Source organism: Oryzobacter faecalis, assembly GCF_046764005.1.
Classification (GTDB): domain Bacteria; phylum Actinomycetota; class Actinomycetes; order Actinomycetales; family Dermatophilaceae; genus Oryzobacter; species Oryzobacter faecalis.
Map to the genome: position 1 here is coordinate 564,878 of NZ_JBKOFW010000001.1, position 23,519 is coordinate 588,396.

Below are 23,519 nucleotides of genomic sequence, written 5' to 3' on the forward strand. Positions count from 1 at the left end.
CCCGTGGACGGCGTCAACCCGCGCTTCGACGTCACCGGTCCCGTGCCCCCCCTGGCCGAGCTCGGGAGGGTCCACCTCGTCGCGATCGGCGGCGCGGGGATGTCGGCCGTGGCACGCCTGCTCCTCGCCCGCGGCGTGGCCGTCACGGGGTCCGACGTCGCCGACGGGCCGGCGCTGGACGCGCTGCGTGCGGCCGGCGCCGAGCGCATCGACGTCGGCCACGACGCCTCCCACGTCAGCGGTGCCGACACCGTCGTCATCTCGTCCGCGATCGGTGAGGACAACGTCGAGGTCGCTGCGGCCCGCGCCGCGGGAATGCCTGTCCTGCACCGCTCCCAGGCCCTCGCGTCGCTCATGGCGGACGACCACCGCGTGGCCGTCGCCGGCGCCAACGGCAAGACGACCACGACCGCGATGCTCGTCGTGGGGCTCGTCGCCGCCGGGGCCGACCCGTCGTACGCCGCCGGCGCCGAGATCGCCCAGCTCGGCACCAACGCAGCCGTCGGCTCGGGCCGGTCCTTCGTCGTCGAGGCCGACGAGAGCGACGGCTCCTTCCTCGTCTACCGCCCGCACGTCGCGGTCGTCACCAACGTCCAGCCCGACCACCTCGACTTCTACGGCACCGCGGCCAGGGTCGTCGAGGCGTACGAGGCCTTCGCCGACTCCGTCCCCGCCGACGGCCTGCTCGTCGCGTGCCACGACGACCCCGGCGCACGCGCCCTCGCCGCCCGCGCCCGCGCCGGCGGCCGGCGGGTCGTGACGTTCGGGTACGACGGGGGAGCCGACCTGCGCGTCACGCACACCCGGTCCGAGGGCCTCGGCACGTCCTCGACCCTCGAGCGCGACGGTACGGAGGCGGCGCTCGACCTCCTCGTCCCCGGCCGGCACAACGTCCTCGACGCGTGCGCCGCCCTCCTCGCCGCCGTCGACGGGTGCGGCGCCGACGTCACCGCGGTCCTCGAGGGGCTGGCCGGGTTCACCGGTGCCAGACGGCGGTTCGAGGTGCGCGGCGAGGTCGACGGCGTCACCGTCGTCGACGACTACGCGCACAACGCCCCGAAGGTCGCGGCTCTCGTGGGGACGGCCGCCGAGATCGTCCGGCGCGCCGGCCGGGGCCGGCTGCACGTCGTCTTCCAGCCCCACCTGTACTCGCGCACCCGCGACTTCGCCGCCGAGTTCGCGGCCGCCCTCGCCCCGGCCGACGACGTCGTCCTCCTCGACGTCTACGGCGCGAGGGAGGCCCCGATGCACGGCATCACCTCCGAGCTCGTCGGCGCGCCGCTGCGCGCCCTGCCCGGCGAACGGGTCGTCGAGGTGGGCCTGGCGCCGGAGGCGGCCGTCGCCCACGTCGTGGCCGCGGCCGGCCCCGGCGACCTCGTCCTCACCGTCGGCGCCGGCGACGTCACGCGCCTCGGGCCGCTCCTCCTCGACGGGCTGGCCGCCCGGGCCGGGGGAGCGCGCCGATGAGCACCTCGAGCACCCGTACGCGCGGACCGGCCGGTGCCGCGTCCTCCGCGAACCGGTTCCGCGAGCGGGCGCTGTCGAACCGGCGCCGCCCACTGCGCCGCGCCCTCACGTGGGTGACGACCCTCGTGGCCGTCGCGGGCCTGGCCTGGGTCGTCGGCTGGAGCCAGCTGCTCGGCGTCCGCCACGTCGAGGTGTCCGGTGTCGCCGGCGCCGAGGCCACGGCCGTCGCCGACCTCGTCGCCGTCCCGGACGGCACCCCCCTGGCCCGGGTCGACACCGGGGTCGTCGCCGCCCGGGTCCGCGAGCGGGTCACCGTCGCCGAGGTGTCGGTGCACCGGTCCTGGCCCTCCACCCTCGCCGTCGAGGTCGTGCCGCGCACGGCCGCCCTCGTCGTCAAGAACCCTCAGGGTCGACTCGAGGTCGTGGATGCCGAGGCCGTCGCCTTCCGCGAGGTCGCCAAGGCCCCGGCCGGGGTGCCGCTCGTGACGGCGACCGGGGAGAAGGGCACCACGCGCGAGGCGCTGCGCTCGGCGCTGGCCCTGCTCGACGCCCTCCCCGAGGACCTCTCGCGGGACGTGCGGGCGATGACGATCAGCTCCGCGGACCTCGTGACCTTCACCCTCGGCAGCCGCACGGTGGTGTGGGGGAGCGGCGAGGAGTCGCCGCGCAAGGTCGCCATCCTGCGGGCCCTGCTGACGACGAAGGCGAAGGTCATCGACGTCAGCGCGCCCGACACCCCGGTCACCCGCTGACCGCGCCGTCGCACCCTCGCGCCGGCGCGGCGCGCGAGGGGGTCACCGTGGGACAGGTGGGGCCGGTGGGACGGAAGGGGCGCCCGGGGCCGGTGGGAGGCCGCATGGCAGGATTTCCCGTGAGGATGTCGCGACACGCCCACGGCGTCGTTGCAGGGGGTCCTCACCCGACCTAACTTCGACCCATCGAACCGTGACCCAACCGTCACTGTCAACTACATGTTGAGGGTTTCGGAGCAGCAGTTCCGGAGCGCGACACACGACCGAACGCCCGCAAGACCGCAATGGAAGGCCATCACCGTGGCAGCACCCCAGAACTACCTGGCCGTCATCAAGGTCGTCGGCATCGGCGGCGGCGGTGTCAACGCCATCAACCGGATGATCGAGGTCGGGCTCAAGGGCGTCGAGTTCATCGCCGTCAACACCGACGCACAGGCCCTCCTCATGAGCGACGCCGACGTCAAGCTCGACGTCGGCCGCGAGCTGACGCGGGGGCTGGGCGCCGGCGCCGACCCCGAGGTCGGCAAGAAGGCCGCCGAGGACCACGCCGAGGAGATCGAGGAGGTCCTCAAAGGGGCCGACATGGTCTTCGTCACGGCGGGCGAGGGCGGCGGCACCGGCACCGGCGGCGCCCCGGTCGTCGCCCGGATCGCCAAGGGCCTCGGCGCCCTGACGATCGGCGTCGTCACCCGCCCGTTCACCTTCGAGGGGCGCCGGCGCGCGAACCAGGCCGAGACCGGCATCACGGCGCTGCGCGAGGAGGTCGACACCCTCATCGTCATCCCCAACGACCGGCTGCTCTCGATCAGCGACCGCGGAGTGTCGATGCTCGACGCGTTCCGCTCGGCCGACCAGGTCCTCCTCTCCGGCGTCCAGGGCATCACCGACCTCATCACGACACCCGGCCTGATCAACCTCGACTTCGCCGACGTCAAGTCGGTGATGCAGGGGGCCGGCTCGGCGCTCATGGGCATCGGCTCGGCCCGCGGCGACGACCGTGCCGTCCAGGCCGCCGAGCTCGCGATCTCCAGCCCGCTCCTCGAGGCGAGCATCGACGGCGCGCACGGCGTCCTGCTCTCCATCCAGGGCGGCAGCGACCTCGGGCTCTTCGAGATCAACGAGGCCGCCCGCCTCGTCCAGGAGGCCGCGCACCCCGAGGCCAACATCATCTTCGGTGCGGTCATCGACGACGCCCTGGGCGACGAGGTGCGCGTCACCGTCATCGCGGCGGGCTTCGACGGCGGTGCCCCGGTCCGGCGGGCCGACGACCGGGCCCTCGGCACCATCCAGGGTCGTCCGGTGCAGGCTCCGGTCCAGACCCAGCAGGCCCGTCCGGCGACCCCGGCCCCCCCGCCGGTCGCGGAGCCCGCCCCGGCACCGCGCGAGCCGGTCACCGTGCCGGCCCACTCGCACCAGGGCCATGCCCACAACGGTGAGGAGTCCGCGGTCCGCACCGAGCGCGCCGAGGCCCCCGTCGAGCCGGCCCGCCCGGCGGCACCCCCGCCGCGGACCGTCACCTTCGACGAGAACGACGATCTCGACGTCCCCGACTTCCTCAAGTAGGCGTCCTCGTCACGAGGGGCGGGCCGGTGCATCCGGCCCGCCCCTCGCGCATGTCGCCCGAGGCGGGCCCGGACCGCGAACGTGGGTGAAGACCGTCGGTGGGGCGACGATCTCCACCCACGTTCGCGAAGAGTTCGGCGCGGCGGGGTGGCTGCGCGGGTGGAGGCACCCGGACGTACGGTGGGACCCGTGTTCGCCTGGCAGGAGACCGAGTCCGGAGTGCTCCGCGCCGTCACCGACCGCTCGGAGGGCGTGAGCACCGGTCGCTGGTCCGGGCTCAACCTCGGGTTGCACGTCGACGACGACGAGGCGGCCGTGCGCGAGAACCGCCGCCGCCTCCAGGAGCGGGTCGGTCGCCCCGTCGTCTACATGGACCAGTGCCACGGCGCGGAGGTCGCGGTCATCGACGGCGAACCCGCCACGGCCCCTTCGTGCGACGCTGTGGTCACGACCTCCGAGGACGTCGCCCTCGCCGTCCTCGTCGCCGACTGCGTGCCGATCCTGTTGCGCGGCAACGGAGTCGTCGCCGCCGTGCACGCCGGGCGTCCGGGGATGGTTGCGGGCGTGGTGCCGCGGACCCTCGAGGTGATGGCCGGGCTCGGCGCCGGAGACGTCGACGCGGTCGTGGGCCCGTCGGTGTGCGGCCGCTGCTACGAGGTCCCCGCGGCGATGCGCGACGATGCCGCCGCCGTCCAGCCGGTGAGCGCGACCGTGTCGTGGACGGGCACCCCCGCCATCGACGTCGCCGCCGGCGTCGTCGCCCAGCTGCGCGACGGCGGGGCCTCGGTGCGCTGGGTGCCGGGCTGCTCGCGCGAGCGGGACGACCTCTACTCCTACCGCCGTGACGGGACGACGGGGCGGTTCGCCGGCGTCGTCGCGCGCGGGGTCCGGTGACCGAGCCCGCGGGCGGCGTCGCGCCCGGGCGCCGCGAGGAGCTGGCGGCCTCCCTCGCCGTCGTGCGGTCCCGCATCGCCGGCGCCCTCAGGGCCGCAGGGCGCGAGGACGAGCCGACCCTCGTCGTCGTGACCAAGTACTTCCCCGCGAGCGACGTCGACCTGCTCGCCGACCTCGGCGTCACCGACGTCGGGGAGAACCGCGACCAGGAGGCCTCGGCCAAGGCGCTCGAGATCACCGTCCGCGACCGCATGCGCCTGCACTTCATCGGCCAGCTGCAGAGCAACAAGGCCGGCTCCGTCGCGCGGTACGCCGACGTCGTCCAGTCGCTCGACCGGCCCAAGGTCGTGCACGCCCTCGCCCGGGGCGCGCAGGCGGCGGGGCGCGTCCTCGACGTCACGGTCCAGGTCTCACTCGACGCGGTCGGGGGCAGGGGAGGGGTCGCGGTGGGGGAGGCGCTCGACCTCGCGGACCTCGTCGCCGGACAGGACGCCCTCCGGCTCCGCGGGGTCATGGCGGTGGCCCCGCTGGGCGCCGACCCGCGGCCCGCGTTCGCCCGCCTCCGCGCGGTCGCCGACGAGGTCCGCGCCGCGCACCCGGGTGCCACGTGGATGTCGGCCGGGATGAGCGGGGACCTCGAGGCGGCCCTCGCGGAGGGGGCGACACACCTGCGTGTCGGCTCGGCAATCCTCGGTTCACGTCCACCACACCGGTAACTTCGGTCACGAGCAGGTGGCGTCGAGGAGACGCGGCCGACGACCGAGGAGCAACCAATGGCAGGCGCGCTGCGCAAGACGATGGTCTACCTGGGCCTCGCCGAGGACCAGGGTCGCTACGACGACGAGTACGACGAGGCCTACGACGACCACCTCGACGACGGCGCGCACGACGGCCCCGAGCCGCACCACCGCGGCGCCGAGGTCACCCCGCTCCACACCCGCCAGCCCGTCGCGCACGTCGTGCGCTCGGCCGAGGCCGTCGGCATCTCGCGGATCACGACGATCCACCCGCGCACCTACAACGAGGCCAAGACGATCGGGGAGAACTTCCGCGACGGTGTCCCGGTCATCATGAACCTCACCGACATGAGCGACGCCGACGCGAAGCGGCTCGTCGACTTCGCCGCCGGTCTCGTGTTCGGCCTGCGCGGCAGCATCGAGCGGGTGACCTCGAAGGTCTTCCTGCTGTCACCCGAGACCGTCGAGGTCAACGCGGAGGACCCGATCGTGGCCGGCGGCCGCGGCGTGTTCAACCAGAGCTGACACCCCGGTCCAGCCACTCCCCGGCCTCGTCGGACAGACTGTCGTCCATGGACGCCGTCTCCCTCGTCGTCGCGCTGATGCGCTTCGTCGTCTTCCTCTACCTCCTCGTCATGGTGGGACGGCTCGTCTTCGACTGGATCCGGATCTTCGCGAGGGAGTGGCGCCCGCGAGGCGCCGCGCTCGTCGTCGCCGAGCCGATCTACACGATGACCGAGCCCCCGCTGCGCGCGCTGCGCAAGGTCATCCCCCCGCTCCGCCTCGGCGGGGCGTCGATCGACCTGTCGTTCATGGTGCTGTTCTTCGCCGTGTACCTGCTCTACATCCTCTTGTCGTAGCCCTCGAGAGGGTCCTCGGGACCGTCGGCCCACGCGCGCGGCTTCCCACGTGACGCAACACCTGTCACGCCCGCCCCGGCATCGCGTAGGCTGACGACCCGAACCCACCGCCCCGCGGGGACCCCCTCGCAGGGCCTGCGCCCGGATTGCCCGCCTGCCACCCACAGGAGATGACCCATGGCCCTCACGCCCGAGGACGTCCTCAACAAGACGTTCACCCAGACCCAGTTCCGTCGAGGGTACGACGAGCGCGAGGTCGACGACTTCCTCGACGACATCGTCGCCGAGATGCGTCGCATCACCAAGGAGGGCGACGACCTCCGCGGCGAGCTGAACTCGGTGCGCGAGGGTCGCGGGCTGGCCCCGGTGGCGGGCCGCGCCGAGTCCGACGCCGCGGCGAAGGAGCTCGAGGAGCTCCGCTCGAAGAACGCCACGCTGGCGGCCCGGGTCGCCGACCTCGAGGGCACGCGCAGCGACCTCACGACCAAGATCTCCGAGCTCGAGGGGACGCGCAGCGAGCTCACCGCCCGCCTCGGCGAGTTCGAGGGCAAGGCCGGTGACGTCGAGGGCCGCAACGCCGAGCTGCAGGGCAAGGTCAGCCAGCTCGAGCACCGCAACGCCGAGCTCGAGGCCCAGGCCAGCGAGGCGCAGGCGAGGGCCCAGGAGCTCGAGCAGCGCTCCGGGCAGCTCGAGGCGCGCGCGGGCGAGCTCGAGGGCCGCGTCCGCGAGCTCGAGGACCACCTCGGCGAGACCCGCTCGCAGCTGGCCGCGGCCGAGGAGGCCGGTCAGCAGCACCAGGCCGCCCTCACCGCCGCCCAGAGCCAGGCCGGAGCGGCCGTCGACGAGCAGGTCGCGAGCCTCCAGGCCCGTCTCCAGGAGGTCGAGCGCGACGCGCAGCAGCGCATCGCGCAGGCCCAGCAGCGCGCCGAGCAGGCCGAGCGCGAGGCGGCCCAGAAGGCCCAGCAGTCCGAGGCCGACGGTGGCGCCCTCGGGGCTGCCGCACTCGCCGGCGCCGGCGGCGGCGCCAGCGCCGCGGGAGTCATCGCCCTCGCCCAGCGCCTCCACGACGAGCACGTCTCCGCCGGTGAGGCCCGTCGCGACGAGCTCGTCGCCGAGGGTCAGGCCCGTCACGACGAGCTGATCTCCACCGCGCAGGCGCGCCACGACGAGCTGATCTCCACCGGCCAGGCCAAGTACGACGAGCTCGTCAGCACCGGCACGGCCCAGCACGAGGAGCTCGTCACCAGCGGCACGTCCCAGCGCGACGAGATGCTGGCCACGGCCACCGCGCAGCGCGACGAGATGATCGGCGCCGCGACGGCGAAGCGCGACGAGATGCTCACCGAGGCGCGCGAGCGCTCGACGGGCATGGTCGCCGAGGCCCAGCAGAAGAAGGCCTCGATCCTCGAGGAGCTCGGACGCGAGCGCGGCCTCCTCGAGCGCAAGATCGAGGAGCTGAGCGGGTTCGAGCGCGACTACCGCCAGCGCCTGCACAGCTACATCCAGGGCCAGCTCGCCGAGCTGAAGAACACCGGGCTCGACGGCGTCGACGAGGCCGCCGAGGACGAGGCGGAGGCCGCGGCCGAGCCGCAGCACGAGCGCCAGGGCTGACGCCCGACACCGAGAAGGGGCCCGGCCTGACGCCGGGCCCCTTCTCGCGTCGCGGGAACTCCTCGTCACAGCGGTGTTTCACGATTGAGAAGCACCGGTACGGGGCATATCCTCGGCGCACCGACGGGGCCGACGGGGTCCCGGCGCACACCCGGGATTGGGGTCACACATGGTCAAGGCGGCACTGTCCGCGGCGAAGCAGGTGGGGGCACGGGCCGCGCAGACCGCGCGCCGCGCCGTCGGTGGCGGGCGTGGGGGCGCCGCCTCGGCGAGCACCACCTCGACCGCGAGGACGCCGGCCGGGTCCCACGCCCCGGATGGGAAGAAGGCCCCAGCGAAGAAGGCTGCGCCCGCCAAGGAGGCTGCGCCCGCCAAGAAGGCTGCGCCCGCCAAGCCTGCCGCGAGCAAGGCGCAGGCGAAGAAGGCCGCACCCGCCAAGAAGGCTGCGCCCGCGAAGCCTGCCGCGAGCAAGGCGCAGGCGAAGAAGGCGGCCCCCGCGAGGAAGGCCCCGGCCACGAAGGCGTCCGCGAGCAAGGCCGCACCCGCCAGGACGGCCCCGGCCACGAAGGCGTCCGCGAGCAAGGCCGCTCCTGTGAAGAAGGCCGCACCCGCCACCAAGGCCGCCCCCGTGAAGAAGGCCGCGGCGACGAAGGCCGCTCCTGCGAAGAAGGCCGCGGCCACGAAGGCCGCCCCCGTGAAGAAGGCCGCGGCGACGAAGGCCGCACCTGCGAAGAAGGCCGCGGCCAAGCCGTCCGCCCTGCGCGTCCGCGAGGACGAGTCGCCGTGGACCGCCAAGGAGCTCGCCGAGGTCCGGGCCGAGCTCGAGCACGACATCGAGCAGCTCCGGCGCGAGATCTCGGTCGCCGAGAGCGACCTCGTCGGCCTCATGCGCGACAGCGGTGACGGTGCGGGCGACGACCAGGCCGACGCCGGTGCCAAGACCTACGAGCGCGAACAGGAGATCTCGCTGGCCAACAACGCCCGCGAGATGCTCGAGCAGACCGAGCACGCCCTCGAGCGGCTCGAGGACGGCAGCTACGGCATCTGCGAGTCCTGCGGCAACCCGATCGGCAAGCTTAGGCTCCAGGCCGCTCCTCGTGCGACCCTATGCTTGCCATGCAAGATGAAGCAGGAGCGTCGCTGACGCCCGTCCACCCCAGTCCGTCCACGCCGGCCCCGGTGTCCACTCCCGGAGGCCGGCGGCGGCTGTACGCCGTCCTCGCCTCCCTCGCCGCCCTCACCCTCGTCGCCGACCAGGGCACCAAGGCCTGGGCCCTCGCGGCCCTGAGGCCGGGGGAGTCGGTCGAGGTCGTCGGGTCGTGGATCCGCCTGACCCTGCTGCGCAACCCCGGCGCGGCCTTCTCCATCGGCGACGGCGCCACGTGGATCCTCACGGTCGTCTCCCTCGCCATCCTCGGCTGGGTCCTCGTCGCCTCCCGCAAGGTCGGCAACCTGCCGTGGGCGGTCGCCCTCGGGCTCCTCCTCGGCGGGGCGCTCGGAAACCTCGGCGACCGCTTCTTCCGGTCGCCCGGGCCGGGCCGCGGGCACGTCGTCGACTTCATCGCCTACGCCGACTGGTTCGTCGGCAACGTCGCCGACATCGCGATCGTCGTCGCGGCCGGGCTCATCATGGTCCTCACCTACCGCGGCACGTCGATCTCCGGTCCCGTCCACCACCCGGAGCACGCCGATGGCTGACGCCCGCACCGTCCTCGTCCCGGACGGCCTCGAGGGCGAGCGCGTCGACGCCGCCATCGCCCGCCTCTTCGGTCTGTCGCGCACCCGCGCCGCCGACCTCGCGGCCGACGGCGGGGTCAGCGTCAACGCCGCCAACGTGGGCAAGAGCCACCGGGTCAGCGCCGGTGACATGCTCGAGGTCCTCCTCCCGAGCGGGCCCGCGAGCCCGGCCCTCGAGGTCGTCGCCGAGCCGGTCCCCGGGATGACGGTCGTGCACGACGACGACGACATCGTCGTCGTCGACAAGCCGGTCGGCGTCGCGGCGCACCCCAGTGTGGGCTGGTCCGGCCCCAACGTCCTCTCCGGGCTCAAGGCCGCCGGCTACCGCATCTCGACGAGCGGGGCGAGCGAGCGCCAGGGCATCGTCTCGCGCCTCGACGTCGGCACGTCGGGCCTGATGGTCGTGTGCAAGAGCGAGCGCGCCTACACCGTCCTCAAGCGCGCGTTCAAGGAGCGCACGGTCGACAAGACGTACCACACGCTCGTCCAGGGCCTCCCCGACCCGCTCGTGGGCACGATCGACGCCCCGATCGGCCGCCACCCGGGCCACGACTACAAGTTCGCGGTCATGGACTCCGGCAAGCACGCCGTGACGCACTACGAGCTCCTCGAGGCGTTCCGGCACGCGAGCCTGCTCGAGATCCGCCTCGAGACCGGGCGCACCCACCAGATCCGTGTGCACATGGCTGCGGTCCGCCACCCCTGCGTCGGCGACCCGCTGTACGGCGCCGACCCGACGCTCGCGAAGCGGCTGGGGCTGGAGCGACAGTGGCTGCACGCGGTCGGCCTCGGCTTCGTCCACCCCGGGAGCGGGGAGTGGGCGACCTTCGAGAGCAGCTACCCGCAGGACCTCCGGGACGCCCTCGACCGCCTCTGAGCCCGCCCGGCTCGATGCCGCCCCCGTCGCCGAGTGTCACCGAACCTCGCGAGTGGCCCCCGATGTCGGGCGCCATCCGCGAGGTTCGGTGACCGTCGGCCACTGGCTGTGACGGGTGGGGCTCGATGGGTGGCGCGACACGACCCCGACACGCCGAGGAGTGTCCCCGGCCCGACCTAGGATGGTCGGCGATGTCCTCCCCGAACGCCCCGAGCCCCGCCCCGACGACCAGCACGCCGAAGGGCTCGGACAGCTTCGTCCACCTCCACGTCCACACCGAGTACTCGATGCTCGACGGTGCGGCCCGCATCGGTGACCTGTTCACCCGCGCGGCCGAGATGGGGATGCCGGCCCTCGCCACGACCGACCACGGGTACGTCTTCGGGGCGTACGAGTTCTGGAAGAAGGCGCAGGGCACGGGGGTCAAGCCGATCATCGGCGTCGAGGCCTACGTCACCCCCGGCACGCACCGCACCGACAAGACGCGGGTGAAGTGGGGGGACGAGCGCACCAGCCCCGGCGACGACGTCTCGGGCTCGGGCGCCTACACCCACATGACGCTCCTGGCGCGCGACAACACCGGGCTGCACAACCTGTTCCGGATGGACAGCCAGGCCTCCCTCGACCAGGTCTACGCGAAGTGGCCGCGCGTCGACCGCGAGCTCCTCGACCAGTACGGCAAGGGCCTCATCGCCACCACCGGCTGCCCGTCCGGCGAGGTCCAGACGCGGATCCGGCTGGGGCAGTACGACCTCGCGAAGCAGGCGGCCTCCGACCTGCGCGACATCTTCGGTGCCGAGAACTTCTTCTGCGAGCTGATGGACCACGGGCTCGACATCGAGCGCCGGGTCCAGAAGGACCTCCTGCGCCTCGCCCGCGAGCTCGGCCTGCCGCTCGTCGCGACCAACGACCTGCACTACACCAGCCCCGAGGACGCCAAGGCCCACTCCGCCCTGCTGTGCGTCCAGTCCGGCTCGACGATGATGGACCCGGGCCGCTTCAAGTTCGACGCCGACGACTTCTACCTCAAGAGCCCGGCCGAGATGCGCCACACCTGGCGCGAGCTGCCCGAGGCCTGCGACAACACCCTGCTCATCGCCGAGATGTGCGACATCTCGTTCACCGAGGGCGAGGGCCGGTACATGCCGGTGTTCCCCTGCCCGCCCGGCGAGAACCCCGAGAGCTGGTTCGTCAAGGAGGTCCAGAAGGGCCTCCACGAGCGCTTCCCCGAAGGCGTCCCCGACTACGCCCAGAGGCAGGCCGAGTTCGAGACCGAGGTCATCGTCTCGAAGGGGTACGCGTCGTACTTCCTCGTCGTCGCCGACTTCATCACCTGGGCCAAGGACAACGGCATCCGCGTCGGGCCCGGCCGTGGCTCGGGCGCGGGGTCGATGTGTGCCTACGCGATGAAGATCACCGACCTCGACCCCGTTCCCCACGGCCTGATCTTCGAGCGGTTCCTCAACCCCGAGCGGATGTCGATGCCCGACTTCGACGTCGACTTCGACGAGCGTCGGCGCGGCGAGGTCATCCGCTACGTCACCGAGAAGTACGGCAGCGACCGGGTCGCCCAGATCGTCACCTACGGCACCATCAAGGCCAAGCAGGCCGTCAAGGACGCCGCCCGTGTCATGGGCCACCCCTTCGCCGTCGGCGAGCAGCTGACCAAGGCGATGCCCCCGGACGTCATGGGCAAGGGCGTCCCGCTCTCGGGCATCTACGACCCCCAGCACCCGCGCCACGGCGAGGGCAAGGAGTTCCGCGAGCTCGTCGCGTCCGAGGCGCACCTGCAGGAGGTCGTCGAGACCGCCAAGGGCCTCGAGGGCCTCAAGCGCCAGTGGGGCGTCCACGCCGCCGGCGTCATCATGAGCAGCGAGCCGCTCATCGACGTCATCCCGATCATGCGCCGCCTGCAGGACGGCCAGGTCATCACCCAGTTCGACTACCCGAGCTGCGAGTCGCTCGGCCTGGTGAAGATGGACTTCCTCGGGCTGCGCAACCTCACGATCCTCGACGACGCCATCGCCAACGTGAAGGCCAACCGGGGCGAGGACATCGACCTCGACGCGCTGTCGAAGGACATGACCGACAAGGCCACCTACGACCTGCTCTCGCGCGGGGACACCCTCGGGGTGTTCCAGCTCGACGGCGGCGGCATGCGCACGCTGCTCAAGCTGATGCAGCCGGACAACTTCGAGGACATCTCGGCGGCCCTCGCGCTCTACCGGCCGGGTCCGATGGGCGTCAACGCGCACACGAACTTCGCCCTGCGCAAGAACGGCAAGCAGGAGCTCATCCCGCTCGACCCGCAGCTGAAGGGCAAGCTCCAGCCGGAGATGGTCGAGGCCCTCGACCCCATCCTCGGGATGACCTACGGCCTGGTGATCTACCAGGAGCAGGTCATGGAGATCGCCCAGAAGCTCGCGGGCTACACCCTCGGCAACGCCGACCTCCTCCGGCGCGCGATGGGCAAGAAGAAGAAGGAGGTCCTCGACAAGGAGTACGTGCCGTTCTCCGAGGGCATGAAGGCCAACGGCTACACCGAGGCCTCGATCGCGGCGCTGTGGGGCGTCCTCGTCCCCTTCTCCGACTACGCGTTCAACAAGGCCCACACCGCCGCCTACGGGCTCGTCTCGTACTGGACCGGCTACCTCAAGGCCAACTACCCGGCCGAGTACATGGCGGCCCTGCTCACCAGCGTCGGCGACGACAAGGACAAGTCGGCGCTCTACCTCGGTGAGTGCCGGCGCATGGGCATCAAGGTGCTGCCCCCGGACGTCAACGACTCGATCGGTCCGTTCGCGGCCGTCGGTACCGACATCCGGTTCGGGCTCAACGCGATTCGCAACGTGGGCCAGAACGTCGTCGACGAGATCATCGCCGCCCGCGAGGAGAAGGGCCGCTTCACCTCGTTCCGCGACTTCATGTCGAAGGTGCCCGCGGTGGTCTGCAACAAGCGCACCATCGAGTCGCTCATCAAGGGCGGCGCGTTCGACGGGCTGGCCGAGACGCGCATGGGCCTGCTGCGCGTCCACGAGGAGTACGTCGACGCGTTCGTCGCGGTCAAGCGACAGGAGGCCATCGGCCAGGACAGCCTCTTCGGCTCGTTCGGCGACGACGGTGGCTCGGGCGGTGGCGGCGACCTCATGGGGCTCGCGCCCGTCCCCGGCGTCGAGTGGGACAAGTCGACGCTGCTGTCCTTCGAGCGCGAGATGCTCGGCCTCTACGTCTCCGACCACCCCCTGTTCGGCGTCGAGCACGTCCTCACGGCGCACGCCGACACCCAGATCGCCGCCCTCACCGCCGACGAGGGCGGACGCCCGGAGGGGTCGATGGTGACCATCGCCGGCCTCATCACCGGCCTGCAGGTCAAGCGCACGAAGAAGGGCGACCTCTGGGCCATCGCGACGGTCGAGGACCTCGCCGGCTCCATCGAGTGCCTGTTCTTCCCGAGCTCGTACATGGCGGTCGGCCCGATGCTCCAGCAGGACACCGTGGCCGTCGTGCGGGGCAAGGTCAACCGGCGCGACGACTCGGTGTCGATCTACGCCCAAGAGCTCACCCTGCCCGACGTCAGCGAGGGTCCGCGCGGGCCCGTCGTCGTGACGATGGACACCGTGCGCGCCACGACCCAGCGGATCGAGGAGCTCAAGGGCGTCCTCACCAACCACCCGGGCACGACGGAGGTGCACCTGCGCCTCGTCAAGCCCGGCCGCACGGTCGAGGTCCGCCTCGACCCGGCCTACCGGGTCAACGCCACCGAGGCGCTCTTCGGCGACCTCAAGGTCCTCCTCGGTCCCCGCTGCCTCACCTGAGCCAGGACCCGTGGTGGACACGCCGCGGATGGCAGGTCACGCCCGCGTGACCAGTGGATTTCCGGCGTTTCGCACCCTTCCTCCCGGGGAGATGTGCGCCTATGGTGTGCCTGCCTGACCCACCAAGGAGAGACCATGACCACAACGCATCGGCGCGTCCTCGTCGCCGGTATCGCGGCCACCACCCTCGGGGTGCTCGCCGCGGGGTCGCCCGCGACGGCGGCCGACTGGAAGAACGCCGTGACCCAGCGGGGGAACCAGAACCTCACGACGGTCCAGCTGCTGTCGTTCAACGACTACCACGGCAACCTCGAGGCCCTGCCCTCGATGCAGCTCGCCGCCGATGTCGACCCCGCCCGCACGGTGGCCGGCGGCGCCGAGAACCTGTCGACCAAGCTCTCCGAGCTGCGGGCCAAGGTCGGCGACGCGAACAGCCTCACCGTCACCGCCGGCGACCTCATCGGTGGCTCGGCCTTCATCTCGGGCATGTTCCACGACGAGCCGTCCGTCGAGTCGCTCAACGCCATGGGCCTGGACGTCAGCGGCGTCGGCAACCACGAGTTCGACGAGGGTACGGCCGAGCTGCTGCGCATGCAGAACGGCGGCTGCCACCCGGTCGACGGCTGCTACTTCCCCGACGAGCCCTACCTCGGCGCCGACTTCCAGTGGCTCGCCGCCAACGTCGTCCGCAAGGCCAACGGCCAGCCGCTCCTGCCCGCGACGTCGGTGAAGACCATCGCCGGGCAGAAGGTCGGCTTCATCGGGATGACCCTCGAGGAGACCCCGACCCTCGTCAACCCGTCGGGCGTGTCCAGCGTGGAGTTCAAGGACGAGGTCCAGACGGCCAACGCGCAGGCGGCCCTGCTCAAGCAGCAGGGCGTCAAGGCGATCGTCGTCCTGCTCCACGAGGGCGGGATGAACCCGGGCACCTACAACTCGTGCACGGGCATCTCGGACCCCATCGCGACGATGGCGACCCAGTTCAGCCCGGAGATCGACCAGATCATCACCGGTCACACCCACGACCCCTACGTGTGCTCGATCCCGGACCCGGCCGGCCAGCCGCGCCTCGTCACGAGCACCGCGGCCCAGGGCATGGTCGTCACCGAGACCTCGCTCGTCATCAACAAGAAGAGCGGAGAGGTCGACCGCTCGCGCACCCGGGCGACGAACCACCTCGTCCCGCAGTCGCTGGCCAACGACCCGGTGCAGACCGAGATCATCGCCAAGTGGAACACCCTGGCGGGCCCGCTCAAGTCGCAGGTCGTCGGCACGCACACCGAGCCCATCACCGGCGACTCCAACGGCAACCGCGGCATCGAGACCCCGATGGCCGACCTCGTGGCCGACGCGATCCTCGACAACACCGAGGGAATCGGCGCCCAGATCGGGCTGATGAACGTCGGTGGCGTCCGGGCCAGCCTCAACGCCATCAAGTACGGCGAGCAGGAGGGCGAGATCACCTACGCGGAGGCGTTCGACATCGCGCCGTTCGGCAACGTGTACGTGGCGCTCGACCTCACCGGCGCCCAGCTCAAGGCGGTCCTCGAGCAGCAGTTCGTCTCGACCCGATCGCGCCAGATGCTGGCCCTGGGTGTCTCCGACGGCTTCTCGTACACCTGGGACCCGTCCCAGCCCGAGGGGTCGAAGGTCGTCGCGTCCACGCTCATGCTCGACGGCAACCCGATCGCGCCCACCGACGTCGTCCGGGTCGGCACGCTGAACTTCCTCGCCGACGGCGGCGACAGCTTCACCGCCTTCTCGGCCGGGACGAACCGCGTCGGTGGCAGCGGTGACCTCGAGGGCCTGGTCAAGTACTTCCAGACCCACCCCGCGCTCACCGCTCCGCCCAGCCGCGTCGCCGGTCTCTGACCGTCTCCGGCCGACACCAGCGAGGGCCGCACCCCAGCCGGGGTGCGGCCCTCGCCGCGTCACATGGGGGCCCGACATAGGGTGACCGTGTGCCGAGCCCCACCGCCCCGAGCCCCGAGCGCCGCCCCCACGTCCGCGAGCACCACGGCCACCGGTTCGAGGACCCGTACGCGTGGATGAAGGACCTCGAGGACCCGGGTCTGCTCGCCCATCTCGAGGCCGAGAACGCCTACGCCGAGGCCCGCACCGAGCACCTCGCGCCGCTGCGCCGGCGGCTCTTCGAGGAGATCCGCAGCCGGGTCAAGGAGACCGACCTGTCGGTGCCGGTGGCCAGCGGCCCGTGGTGGTACTACTCGCGCACCGAGGAGGGGAAGCAGTACGCCGCGCAGGTGCGCGCGCCCCGCACCGACGCGACCCGCCCCGATCCCGACGCCGATGCGGTGCCGGGCGAGCAGGTCGTCGTCGACGGCAACGTCGAGGCCGGCGACAGCGAGTTCTTCTCGATGGGCGCCCTCACCGTCAGCCACGACCACCGCGTCGTCGCGTTCTCCGTCGACACCGAGGGCGACGAGCGCTTCGACCTCACCGTCCGGGTCGTCGAGACCGGCGAGGTCCTCGACACCGCGCTCACCGGCATCGGGTACGGCGCCGAGCTGAGCCGCGAGGGGGCGTTCGTGTTCTACACCCGCGTCGACGAGGCGTGGCGCCCCTACCAGCTGTGGCGCCACCGGGTCGGAACGGACGCCGCCGAGGACGTCCTGCTCCACCAGGAGGACGACGAGCGGTTCTGGATGGGCGTCTCCTCCAGCCGCGACGAGCGCTACCTCGTCCTCGGGCTCGGGTCGAAGACGACGAGCGAGGTGCACCTGCTCGACCTGTCGGACCCGGAGGGGGACTGGCGCGTCGTGGCACCGCGCCGCGAGGGCATCGAGTACGACGTCGAGCCGGCCGGTGACCGGCTGCTGGTCGTCCACAACACCGACACCCCGGACGCCGACCTCGCGTGGACACCCCTGGACGCCACGAGCCACGAGCAGTGGGTCCCGATGCTCCGCTCCGGCGAGGGCGAGCGCTTCGTCTCGGTCGACGCCTTCGACCGTGCGACCGTCCTGTCCCTGCGCGCAGGTGGCCTCACCGCCCTGCGGGTCCTGCCCCGCGACCCCTCCGCCGAGTCCGGGCACGGCACCGCGTGGGACGTCGAGGTCGACCAGCCGGTGCACAGCATCGGGCTCGGCGACAACCCCGAGCCCGACCAGGACGCCATCCAGGTCGTCCTTGAGTCGTGGACGACCCCCCGGTCGGTCCTCGACGTCGACCTCGCGACCGGGGAGCGGACCCTGCTGAAGCAGCAGCCCGTCCTCGGCGACTTCGACGCCGCGAACTACGTCGAGCACCGCGAGTGGGCCACCTCCGCGGACGGGACGCAGGTGCCCGTCTCGGTCGTGCGCCGGGTCGGCGTCGAGCCGGACGGGAGCGCCCCCGGGGTCGTCACGGCCTACGGCTCCTACGAGATCTCCTCCGACCCCTACTTCTCCGTCGCCCGGCTCAGCCTGCTCGACCGCGGGGTCGTCTTCGCGGTCGCCCACGTCCGCGGCGGCGGGGAGATGGGGCGCGGCTGGTACGACGACGGCAAGCTCGGCGCGAAGCCCAACACGTTCAGCGACACCCTCGCGGCGGTCGACCACCTCGTCGAGGCCGGCTGGATCGCGCACGACCGCGTCGGGCTCGAAGGCGGTTCCGCCGGTGGGCTGCTCGTCGGGGCGGTGCTGAACCTCGCCCCCGAGCGGTTCCGCGTGGCGCACGCGGCCGTGCCCTTCGTCGACGCCCTGACGACGATGCTCCAGCCCGACCTGCCGCTGACCGTGGGGGAGTGGGAGGAGTGGGGCAACCCCCTCGCCGACCCCGAGGCCTACGAGGCGATGCGCGCCTACGCCCCCTACGAGAACGTCCGGGCGGCCGACTACCCCGCGGTGCTCGCGACCTCGAGCCTGCACGACACGCGGGTCTACGTCACCGAGCCGGCGAAGTGGGTGACGAGGCTGCGCGAGGTCGTCACGAGCGACCCGGACACCCGACCGGTGTTGCTGCGCACCGAGATGTCCGCCGGGCACGGTGGTCGCAGCGGCCGGTACGCGGCGTGGGAGCAGATCGCGTGGGAGTGGGCGTTCGTCCTCGACCAGCTCGGCGCGACCGAGCGCATCGACGGCTGACGAGCCGCGCGCCAGGCCGACCCCCGCTCAGCGCACCACGAGGATGGGGGCGTGGCTGCGGCCCATGAGCTGCAGCGCCGTCGAGCCGACGTGCAGGCCCTCGAAGCCGCCCGAGCCGCGACTTCCGACGACGAGCAGCTCGGCGCCCTCGCTGTGGTCGACGAGCGCCTTGCCCGGCTCGCCGCGCACGACCTCGAGGCCGACCTTGACCCCCGGTCGCTCGGCGCGCCGCGAGGCCAGGGCTCGCTCGACCGAGGCCTCGAGGTCGGCCTCGTACTTCGACCAGCTCGACTCCGCGGACAGGGTGGGATCCGCGGCCCCGCGTGGCTGCCACACGTGGACGATCTCGAGGGACGCCCGGCGCAGCGCGGCCTCGTCGAACGCGGCCGCGAGGGCCTTGAGGGAGGGCTTGGAGCCGTCGACGCCGACGACGACGCGCCCGCCCTCCTGCGCGGCCGGGGCCGACTCGTGGCCGACGACGAGCACCGGGCAGCGGGCGTGCGTGACGACCTGCATCGCCACCGCGCCGACGCTCGCGCGGCTGAGGACGCCGTGACCCATCGCGCCGACGACGACGAGCGCGGCGGTGCGCGAGGCGTCGACGAGGGCCTGGCTGGCGAAGCCGTCGCGGACGAGGGTCGTCACCGTGAGGGAGGGGTCGACGGCGTGCGCCCTCGCGACGCCGTCGTCGAGGAGGCGCTTCGCGAGGCGGTCGACCTCGGCCCGGTCGGCCCCGCCGCCGAACCCGAGGATCGGGAGGTCGGCCGCGAAGGCGTGGAGGACGACGAGGTCGAGCCCTCGCGCGCTCGCGACCCGCGCGGCGTGCGAGACGGCAGCGGCGCCGAGCGCCGAGCCGTCGACCCCGACGACGACACGAGATCCGGCCATGGGAGTTCCTCCGATCGCGAGGGTCGCGGCGGCGGGCACGCCAAGGGCGGTGTGGCGGTTGACGTCTCCGTCGTCGTGGGGCCGGGAGGCCCCACCCCTCGACCGTGGCACGACCGGTCCTGCGGCGCAAGGGCATCCGCGTGGCGGCCCGAGGACGACGGGTCGCCGGTCCGGCTCAGCGCGGCGGCGAGCCGTCGAGGTGCACGACGAAGGGCGGCTCGAGGATCTCGTTGTGCGGCGACAGGGCCGTCATCGCGTGGGGCCGCCCGTCGAGGAGCCCGGCCACGGGAGTGACCCGGGCCCGGTCCCCGTCGACCTCCACGAGCAGAAGGTGCGCCTGCGCGGCCCACGCGAGGGTGCCGGCCTCCTCGAACCCCTCCGGGACCCGCTCGTCGAGCTGTCCCCCCGCCCCGGAGACGACGTGGAGGCGCCCCTCGAGCTGGTTCACCTGGAAGTTGTGCTCGTGGGCCGCGAGCACGAGGCGGACCCCTGCGCGGTCGAAGAGCGGCAGCACCGCCGCCCGCAGCTCCTCGTCGCTCCCGTGGTCGGGCCCGGCCGTGAGGAGCGCGTGGTGCGCGAAGGGGATGACCCACCGGGCGGCGGCGTCACGGAAGGTCCGCTCGAGCCACTCACGGTGCCGAGGGTGCTGGAACCACCGGTGCACGTCCGGGTCCTCGGTGTCGACCGAGGTGTCGAGGCAGACCAGCTCGAGGTCGCGGCCGTACGGCACGCGGTAGAACAGGCCGGGTTCGACGGAGGCGGTCTCGAGGCCGTGGTGGAAGCGCTCGCGCAGGTGCAGGTTGTCCTCCACCTGGGCGCGGTCGTCGCTGCCCTCGGTGTCGGCGCTGTCGTGGTTGCCGATCGCGGGGAGGACGGGGACGCGGGCGAGCGCGAGCCGGTAGGGCTGGAAGTAGCTGGAGTACCAGTCGTCGTCCTCACCGCCTCCCTCCTGGTCGACGCGGCCCTCCTCGCCGCGGTAGACGCTGTCGCCGAGCGAGACGACGAAGCGCACGTCGTCGTGCGCCACGAGCGTCTCGAGGACGTCCGCGATCCGTCGCTGTCGGCGGCTGGACTCCGCGTCGGCGCGGATGCCGACGCCGTAGTCGCCGATCGCCACGAACCGGACCGGGGGCGTCGGGTCCTCCGGGTGCGGCCACGTGCGGAAGCGCAGGTCGTACCGGCGGCCGGAGGGAGCGAGGTCGTTGCCCCCACGCCCGGACGGGACCCAGTCCCAGAGCTCCCCGTCGGCCCAGTCGGCCCCGTCGACGACGACGCGGTACCGGTACTCGGTGTCCGGTTCGAGCCCGTCGACCCACGCCCAGGAGGATGCCTCGGTCGTCGCCCGGGCCACGAGGTCGCCGTCGGCGCCGAGGACCAGCACCTCGGCGCGTCCCCACGGCTCCGCGCCGGCGCCGATGCACGTGTGGCGGCCGGCGACCCGGGGGAGGCGCTCGTCGTCGACGATCTCCCACCGTCCGCCGGGCTGCTGCTGCTCGAAGAAGAAGGCGCCCCAGGCGATGAGGGCGCGCTCGTGCGTCAGGTCCACGAGGTGGACGAAGGGCTCGCGGTGGACGCCGGGCGTGGGCATGGACCGATCATGCCCCTGCCGGGTCGTGGCCCGGGTCCGATGGCCGCCTAGGCTGGCGCCATGACGCTCATCGCCATCGAGTGGGACGACACCGTCGGGGACGACGGCCGCGGCGGGGTCCGCCTCCTCGACCAGACGCTGCTCCCCGGCACCACGACCCATCGCGAGATCCGGCACACCGACGACCTCGTCACCGCCATCGCCGAGCTCGCCGTCCGGGGGGCACCCGCCCTCGGGGTGGCCGGGGCGATGGGCGTGGTCCTCGCGATGGACGAGGGCGAGCGGGAGGCGTGGTCGGCGGCGCAGGTCGAGCAGGCCGTGGACCGGGTGCGCCACGCCCGTCCGACGGCGGTGAACCTCGCGTGGGGCGTGGACCGGGTGCGTCCGCTCATGGCCGAGGGGCGCGACGCCGTGCTCGAGGCCGCCCGGACGGTCGCCCGCGAGGACGAGGCCGCCAACCGTGAGCTGTCGCGGTTGGGCGCCGACTGGCTCCTCGCCCGCATCGACCGCCCGCGGCTGCGCGTCCTGACGCACTGCAACACCGGCGCGCTCGCGACGTCCGCGTGGGGCACGGCGCTCGGGGTCGTCCGCGAGCTCCACGCTCGCGACCGGCTCGAGCTCGTGTACGTGGACGAGACCCGCCCGCTCCTGCAGGGGTCCCGCCTCACGGCGTTCGAGCTCGCGTCCGACGGCATCGCACACGTCGTGCAGGCCGACGGGGCCGCGGCCTCGACGATCCTGCGCGGCCTGGTCGACCTCGCCGTCGTCGGCGCCGACCGGATCGCGGCGAACGGGGACGCGGCGAACAAGATCGGCACGCTCGGGGTCGCGCTCGCGTGCGCCGACGCGGGGATCCCGTTCATGGTCGCGGCACCGTGGTCGACGGTCGACCTGGCGATGGCCGACGGGTCGGGGATCGAGATCGAGGAGCGGTCGGGGGAGGAGGTCACGGCCCTCGGGGGCACCCGGCTCGCCCCCGAGGGCACCCGGGGCTTCAACCCCGCCTTCGACGTCACCCCGGCGCGCCTCGTCGGTGCGGTGGCGACCGAGCGAGGGGTGGCCGAGCCCAAGGCCGGCACCGACCTCACCGCCTTCGCCGACCGCTCGGCCGACCCGGGTCACCACTCGCGCGACCGCACGGCGATCGGCCTGAAATAAGTCCGTGGCTTCATCTGCCTGAAATGAAGGTATGATCTTCACATGGGACAGATGAAGAGCCAGGCTTCACGGGTGGTCCTCATCGGCGACGTCGTCGACTCGCGGGGAGCCGCGAACCGGCGGGCCCTGCACCGTGCCGTCGAGAAGGCGCTCGTCGACGTCAACGCGGTCGTGCCGTCGCTCGGTGAGCTGCGGGTCACGGTGGGCGACGAGTTCCAGGGCGCCTACGCCACGCTCGGCGGCGCGATCGAGGCCGCGCTGCGGGTGCACCTCGAGCTGCTCCCGGGCGTCGACACCCGCTTCGGCCTCGGCCGCGGCGCGGTGACGACCCTCGACGCCCGGCGCGGCATCGAGGACGGTCCCGGCTGGTGGGCCGCCCGAGAGGCCATCGAGGCCGCCGCGCAGTCCGCCGGCTCGGCCGCGACCCGGACCACCCGCACCGCCGTCCGCGCCGCCGACGACGACCCGACGGTCGCCGCCGTCAACGCGGCCCTGCTGTGTCGGGACCATCTGGTTGGCTCGTTGTCCGACCGGTCACTGCGACTCCTGAGAGGACTCATGGACCCCCACACCACCCAGAGCGAGCTCGCGACCCTCGAGGGCATCAGCGCCTCGGCGGTCTCCCAGCGCGTGCGCGCCGACGGCATCGGCGCCGTCCTCGCCGCGCACGAGCTGCTCCGGGCGCTGCCGTGAGCTGGCTGGCGGTCTGGCTCGTCGCTCTGGGCCTGGCCGACCTCGTCCGCGCCGGCACCGGGGGGTCGCTGCGCTGGTCGCTTCCGGCGGGGGCCGTCACGGTGCTCGGGCTCGCGCTGCTCACCGGGCTCACCGCCCCGGTCGACCTCGTCGTCCTGCTCGCCTCCCTCCTCGCGCTCGGCCTGTGGCAGCGGCTGTCGGCGCAGGCGGTCGCCACGGGTACCGGTCACGTCGGCGCCCTCGCGTCCCTCGGCGGTGGCGTGCTGTGGCTCCTCGCGCTGTCCGGGTGGGCCTCGCCGGCCGGCGGCCCCGTCGGGCGCTGGCTCGGCTGGGCCGACCTGCCCCTCCTCGGCCCCGGCGCCGACCCCGGCCGGGTCCTCCTCGTCGTCGGGCTCGTCCTCGTCAACCTCTCCACGGCCAACGTCCTCGTGCGGCTCGTCCTCGTCGCCGTCGGCGCCATGCGTCCCGGCCTCCGAGGCGACCTCGCGACGTCCGATGACCCCCAGCCCTCCGACCAGCTGCGCGGCGGGCGCCTGCTCGGCCCGATGGAGCGCGTCCTCATCCTCGGTCTCGGCCTCGCCGGCCAGCTCACGGCGGCCGGGTTGGTCATCGGCGCCAAGGGCCTCATCCGCTTCCCCGAGCTGCAGGCCACCCGCAAGGACGGCAGCGGCGTCGACGGGGTCGGCATCGACCACGTCACCGAGTACTTCCTCGTCGGCTCGTTCGTCTCCTGGCTCGTCGCGCTCGTCTCGCTCGCCCTCACCCGCTGAGCGCAGCGCTGCGGCCCCACGGCCGGA

At 73.0% G+C, this 23,519-nt stretch carries 19 protein-coding genes; 17 read left to right on the forward strand and 2 right to left on the reverse strand.

The annotated features are described in order from the left end of the window. Window positions 1–3: 3 nt before the first annotated feature. The 14 genes from murC (at window position 4) to ACK8HX_RS02740 (ending at window position 18,395) form a co-directional block, all read left to right on the forward strand. Window positions 4–1,467, forward strand: coding sequence for a UDP-N-acetylmuramate--L-alanine ligase (gene murC, locus ACK8HX_RS02675; protein ID WP_411939094.1), 1,464 nt, complete (start codon window positions 4–6; stop codon window positions 1,465–1,467). Continuing rightward, entirely contained in the window at window positions 1,464–2,219 is a 756-nt protein-coding gene (locus tag ACK8HX_RS02680) for a cell division protein FtsQ/DivIB (RefSeq protein ID WP_411939095.1), read from the forward strand. Before murC ends, ACK8HX_RS02680 begins: the two co-directional genes overlap by 4 nt. Before the next feature lie 300 nt (window positions 2,220–2,519). After that, a complete protein-coding gene (gene ftsZ / locus ACK8HX_RS02685) occupies window positions 2,520–3,782 on the forward strand; it encodes a cell division protein FtsZ (RefSeq protein ID WP_411939096.1) in 1,263 nt (420 codons plus the stop codon). 189 nt (window positions 3,783–3,971) lie between these two features. After that, complete coding sequence (locus tag ACK8HX_RS02690) at window positions 3,972–4,676, forward strand: polyphenol oxidase family protein (protein ID WP_411939097.1); 705 nt, start codon at window positions 3,972–3,974, stop codon at window positions 4,674–4,676. Continuing rightward, window positions 4,673–5,392 (forward strand): YggS family pyridoxal phosphate-dependent enzyme, encoded by a 720-nt coding sequence (locus tag ACK8HX_RS02695; protein WP_411939098.1) that lies wholly within the window; start codon window positions 4,673–4,675, stop codon window positions 5,390–5,392. Before ACK8HX_RS02690 ends, ACK8HX_RS02695 begins: the two co-directional genes overlap by 4 nt. Before the next feature lie 57 nt (window positions 5,393–5,449). Further along, window positions 5,450–5,938, forward strand: a complete 489-nt coding sequence (locus ACK8HX_RS02700; protein WP_411939099.1) for a cell division protein SepF — start codon at window positions 5,450–5,452, stop codon at window positions 5,936–5,938. 47 nt (window positions 5,939–5,985) lie between these two features. Next, window positions 5,986–6,273 (forward strand): YggT family protein, encoded by a 288-nt coding sequence (locus tag ACK8HX_RS02705; RefSeq protein ID WP_411939100.1) that lies wholly within the window; start codon window positions 5,986–5,988, stop codon window positions 6,271–6,273. A 177-nt stretch (window positions 6,274–6,450) separates the two neighbouring features. Further along, on the forward strand, window positions 6,451–7,884 hold the full coding sequence (locus ACK8HX_RS02710) for a DivIVA domain-containing protein (RefSeq protein ID WP_411939101.1): 1,434 nt from the start codon (window positions 6,451–6,453) through the stop codon (window positions 7,882–7,884). Between the two features lie 169 nt (window positions 7,885–8,053). Then, complete coding sequence (locus ACK8HX_RS02715; RefSeq protein WP_411939102.1) at window positions 8,054–9,028, forward strand: TraR/DksA family transcriptional regulator; 975 nt, start codon at window positions 8,054–8,056, stop codon at window positions 9,026–9,028. Between the two features lie 35 nt (window positions 9,029–9,063). Continuing rightward, the gene (gene lspA / locus ACK8HX_RS02720; RefSeq protein ID WP_411939103.1) at window positions 9,064–9,582 is read left to right on the forward strand and encodes a signal peptidase II; all 519 of its coding nucleotides are present in this window, start codon (window positions 9,064–9,066) and stop codon (window positions 9,580–9,582) included. After that, complete coding sequence (locus ACK8HX_RS02725; RefSeq protein WP_411939104.1) at window positions 9,575–10,498, forward strand: RluA family pseudouridine synthase; 924 nt, start codon at window positions 9,575–9,577, stop codon at window positions 10,496–10,498. The genes lspA and ACK8HX_RS02725 overlap by 8 nt, the downstream gene beginning before the upstream one ends. Before the next feature lie 191 nt (window positions 10,499–10,689). Next, a complete protein-coding gene (dnaE, locus tag ACK8HX_RS02730) occupies window positions 10,690–14,313 on the forward strand; it encodes a DNA polymerase III subunit alpha (protein ID WP_411939105.1) in 3,624 nt (1,207 codons plus the stop codon). 135 nt (window positions 14,314–14,448) lie between these two features. Continuing rightward, the gene (locus ACK8HX_RS02735) at window positions 14,449–16,185 is read left to right on the forward strand and encodes a bifunctional metallophosphatase/5'-nucleotidase (protein ID WP_411939106.1); all 1,737 of its coding nucleotides are present in this window, start codon (window positions 14,449–14,451) and stop codon (window positions 16,183–16,185) included. Window positions 16,186–16,274: 89 nt separating this feature from the next. After that, window positions 16,275–18,395: a S9 family peptidase gene (locus ACK8HX_RS02740; RefSeq protein ID WP_411939107.1), complete on the forward strand. Its 2,121-nt coding sequence runs from the start codon at window positions 16,275–16,277 to the stop codon at window positions 18,393–18,395. Window positions 18,396–18,422: 27 nt separating this feature from the next. Here ACK8HX_RS02740 and ACK8HX_RS02745 read toward each other — a convergent pair whose 3' ends face one another. Continuing rightward, entirely contained in the window at window positions 18,423–19,283 is an 861-nt protein-coding gene (locus ACK8HX_RS02745) for a universal stress protein (RefSeq protein WP_411939108.1), read from the reverse strand. 175 nt (window positions 19,284–19,458) lie between these two features. After that, window positions 19,459–20,871 carry a metallophosphoesterase gene (locus ACK8HX_RS02750; RefSeq protein WP_411939109.1) on the reverse strand — a complete coding sequence of 471 codons (1,413 nt, stop codon included), beginning with the start codon at window positions 20,869–20,871 and terminating at the stop codon, window positions 19,459–19,461. 60 nt (window positions 20,872–20,931) lie between these two features. Here ACK8HX_RS02750 and mtnA point away from each other — a divergent pair, with 60 nt between their 5' ends. From mtnA to ACK8HX_RS02765, 3 genes are read left to right on the forward strand one after another with little or no spacing between them, the layout of a single operon-like run. After that, window positions 20,932–22,029 (forward strand): S-methyl-5-thioribose-1-phosphate isomerase, encoded by a 1,098-nt coding sequence (mtnA, locus tag ACK8HX_RS02755; RefSeq protein ID WP_411939110.1) that lies wholly within the window; start codon window positions 20,932–20,934, stop codon window positions 22,027–22,029. Window positions 22,030–22,071: 42 nt separating this feature from the next. Continuing rightward, window positions 22,072–22,722: a SatD family protein gene (locus ACK8HX_RS02760; RefSeq protein ID WP_411939111.1), complete on the forward strand. Its 651-nt coding sequence runs from the start codon at window positions 22,072–22,074 to the stop codon at window positions 22,720–22,722. Beyond that, window positions 22,719–23,492 carry a hypothetical protein gene (locus tag ACK8HX_RS02765; protein ID WP_411939112.1) on the forward strand — a complete coding sequence of 258 codons (774 nt, stop codon included), beginning with the start codon at window positions 22,719–22,721 and terminating at the stop codon, window positions 23,490–23,492. The genes ACK8HX_RS02760 and ACK8HX_RS02765 overlap by 4 nt, the downstream gene beginning before the upstream one ends. Window positions 23,493–23,519: the final 27 nt, after the last annotated feature.

Excerpts from the sequence above, each read along its gene's own strand:
- ACK8HX_RS02680 (WP_411939095.1), top strand. The coding sequence starts at position 1,464 with ATGAGCACCTCGAGCACCCGTACGCGCGGACCGGCCGGTGCCGCGTCC.
- ACK8HX_RS02700 (WP_411939099.1), top strand. The coding sequence starts at position 5,450 with ATGGCAGGCGCGCTGCGCAAGACGATGGTCTACCTGGGCCTCGCCGAG.
- ACK8HX_RS02705 (WP_411939100.1), top strand. The coding sequence starts at position 5,986 with ATGGACGCCGTCTCCCTCGTCGTCGCGCTGATGCGCTTCGTCGTCTTC.
- ACK8HX_RS02710 (WP_411939101.1), top strand. The coding sequence starts at position 6,451 with ATGGCCCTCACGCCCGAGGACGTCCTCAACAAGACGTTCACCCAGACC.
- ACK8HX_RS02715 (WP_411939102.1), top strand. The coding sequence starts at position 8,054 with ATGGTCAAGGCGGCACTGTCCGCGGCGAAGCAGGTGGGGGCACGGGCC.
- ACK8HX_RS02725 (WP_411939104.1), top strand. The coding sequence starts at position 9,575 with ATGGCTGACGCCCGCACCGTCCTCGTCCCGGACGGCCTCGAGGGCGAG.
- dnaE (WP_411939105.1), top strand. The coding sequence starts at position 10,690 with ATGTCCTCCCCGAACGCCCCGAGCCCCGCCCCGACGACCAGCACGCCG.
- ACK8HX_RS02735 (WP_411939106.1), top strand. The coding sequence starts at position 14,449 with ATGACCACAACGCATCGGCGCGTCCTCGTCGCCGGTATCGCGGCCACC.
- ACK8HX_RS02745 (WP_411939108.1), bottom strand. The coding sequence starts at position 19,283 with ATGGCCGGATCTCGTGTCGTCGTCGGGGTCGACGGCTCGGCGCTCGGC.
- ACK8HX_RS02750 (WP_411939109.1), bottom strand. The coding sequence starts at position 20,871 with ATGCCCACGCCCGGCGTCCACCGCGAGCCCTTCGTCCACCTCGTGGAC.
- mtnA (WP_411939110.1), top strand. The coding sequence starts at position 20,932 with ATGACGCTCATCGCCATCGAGTGGGACGACACCGTCGGGGACGACGGC.
- ACK8HX_RS02760 (WP_411939111.1), top strand. The coding sequence starts at position 22,072 with ATGGGACAGATGAAGAGCCAGGCTTCACGGGTGGTCCTCATCGGCGAC.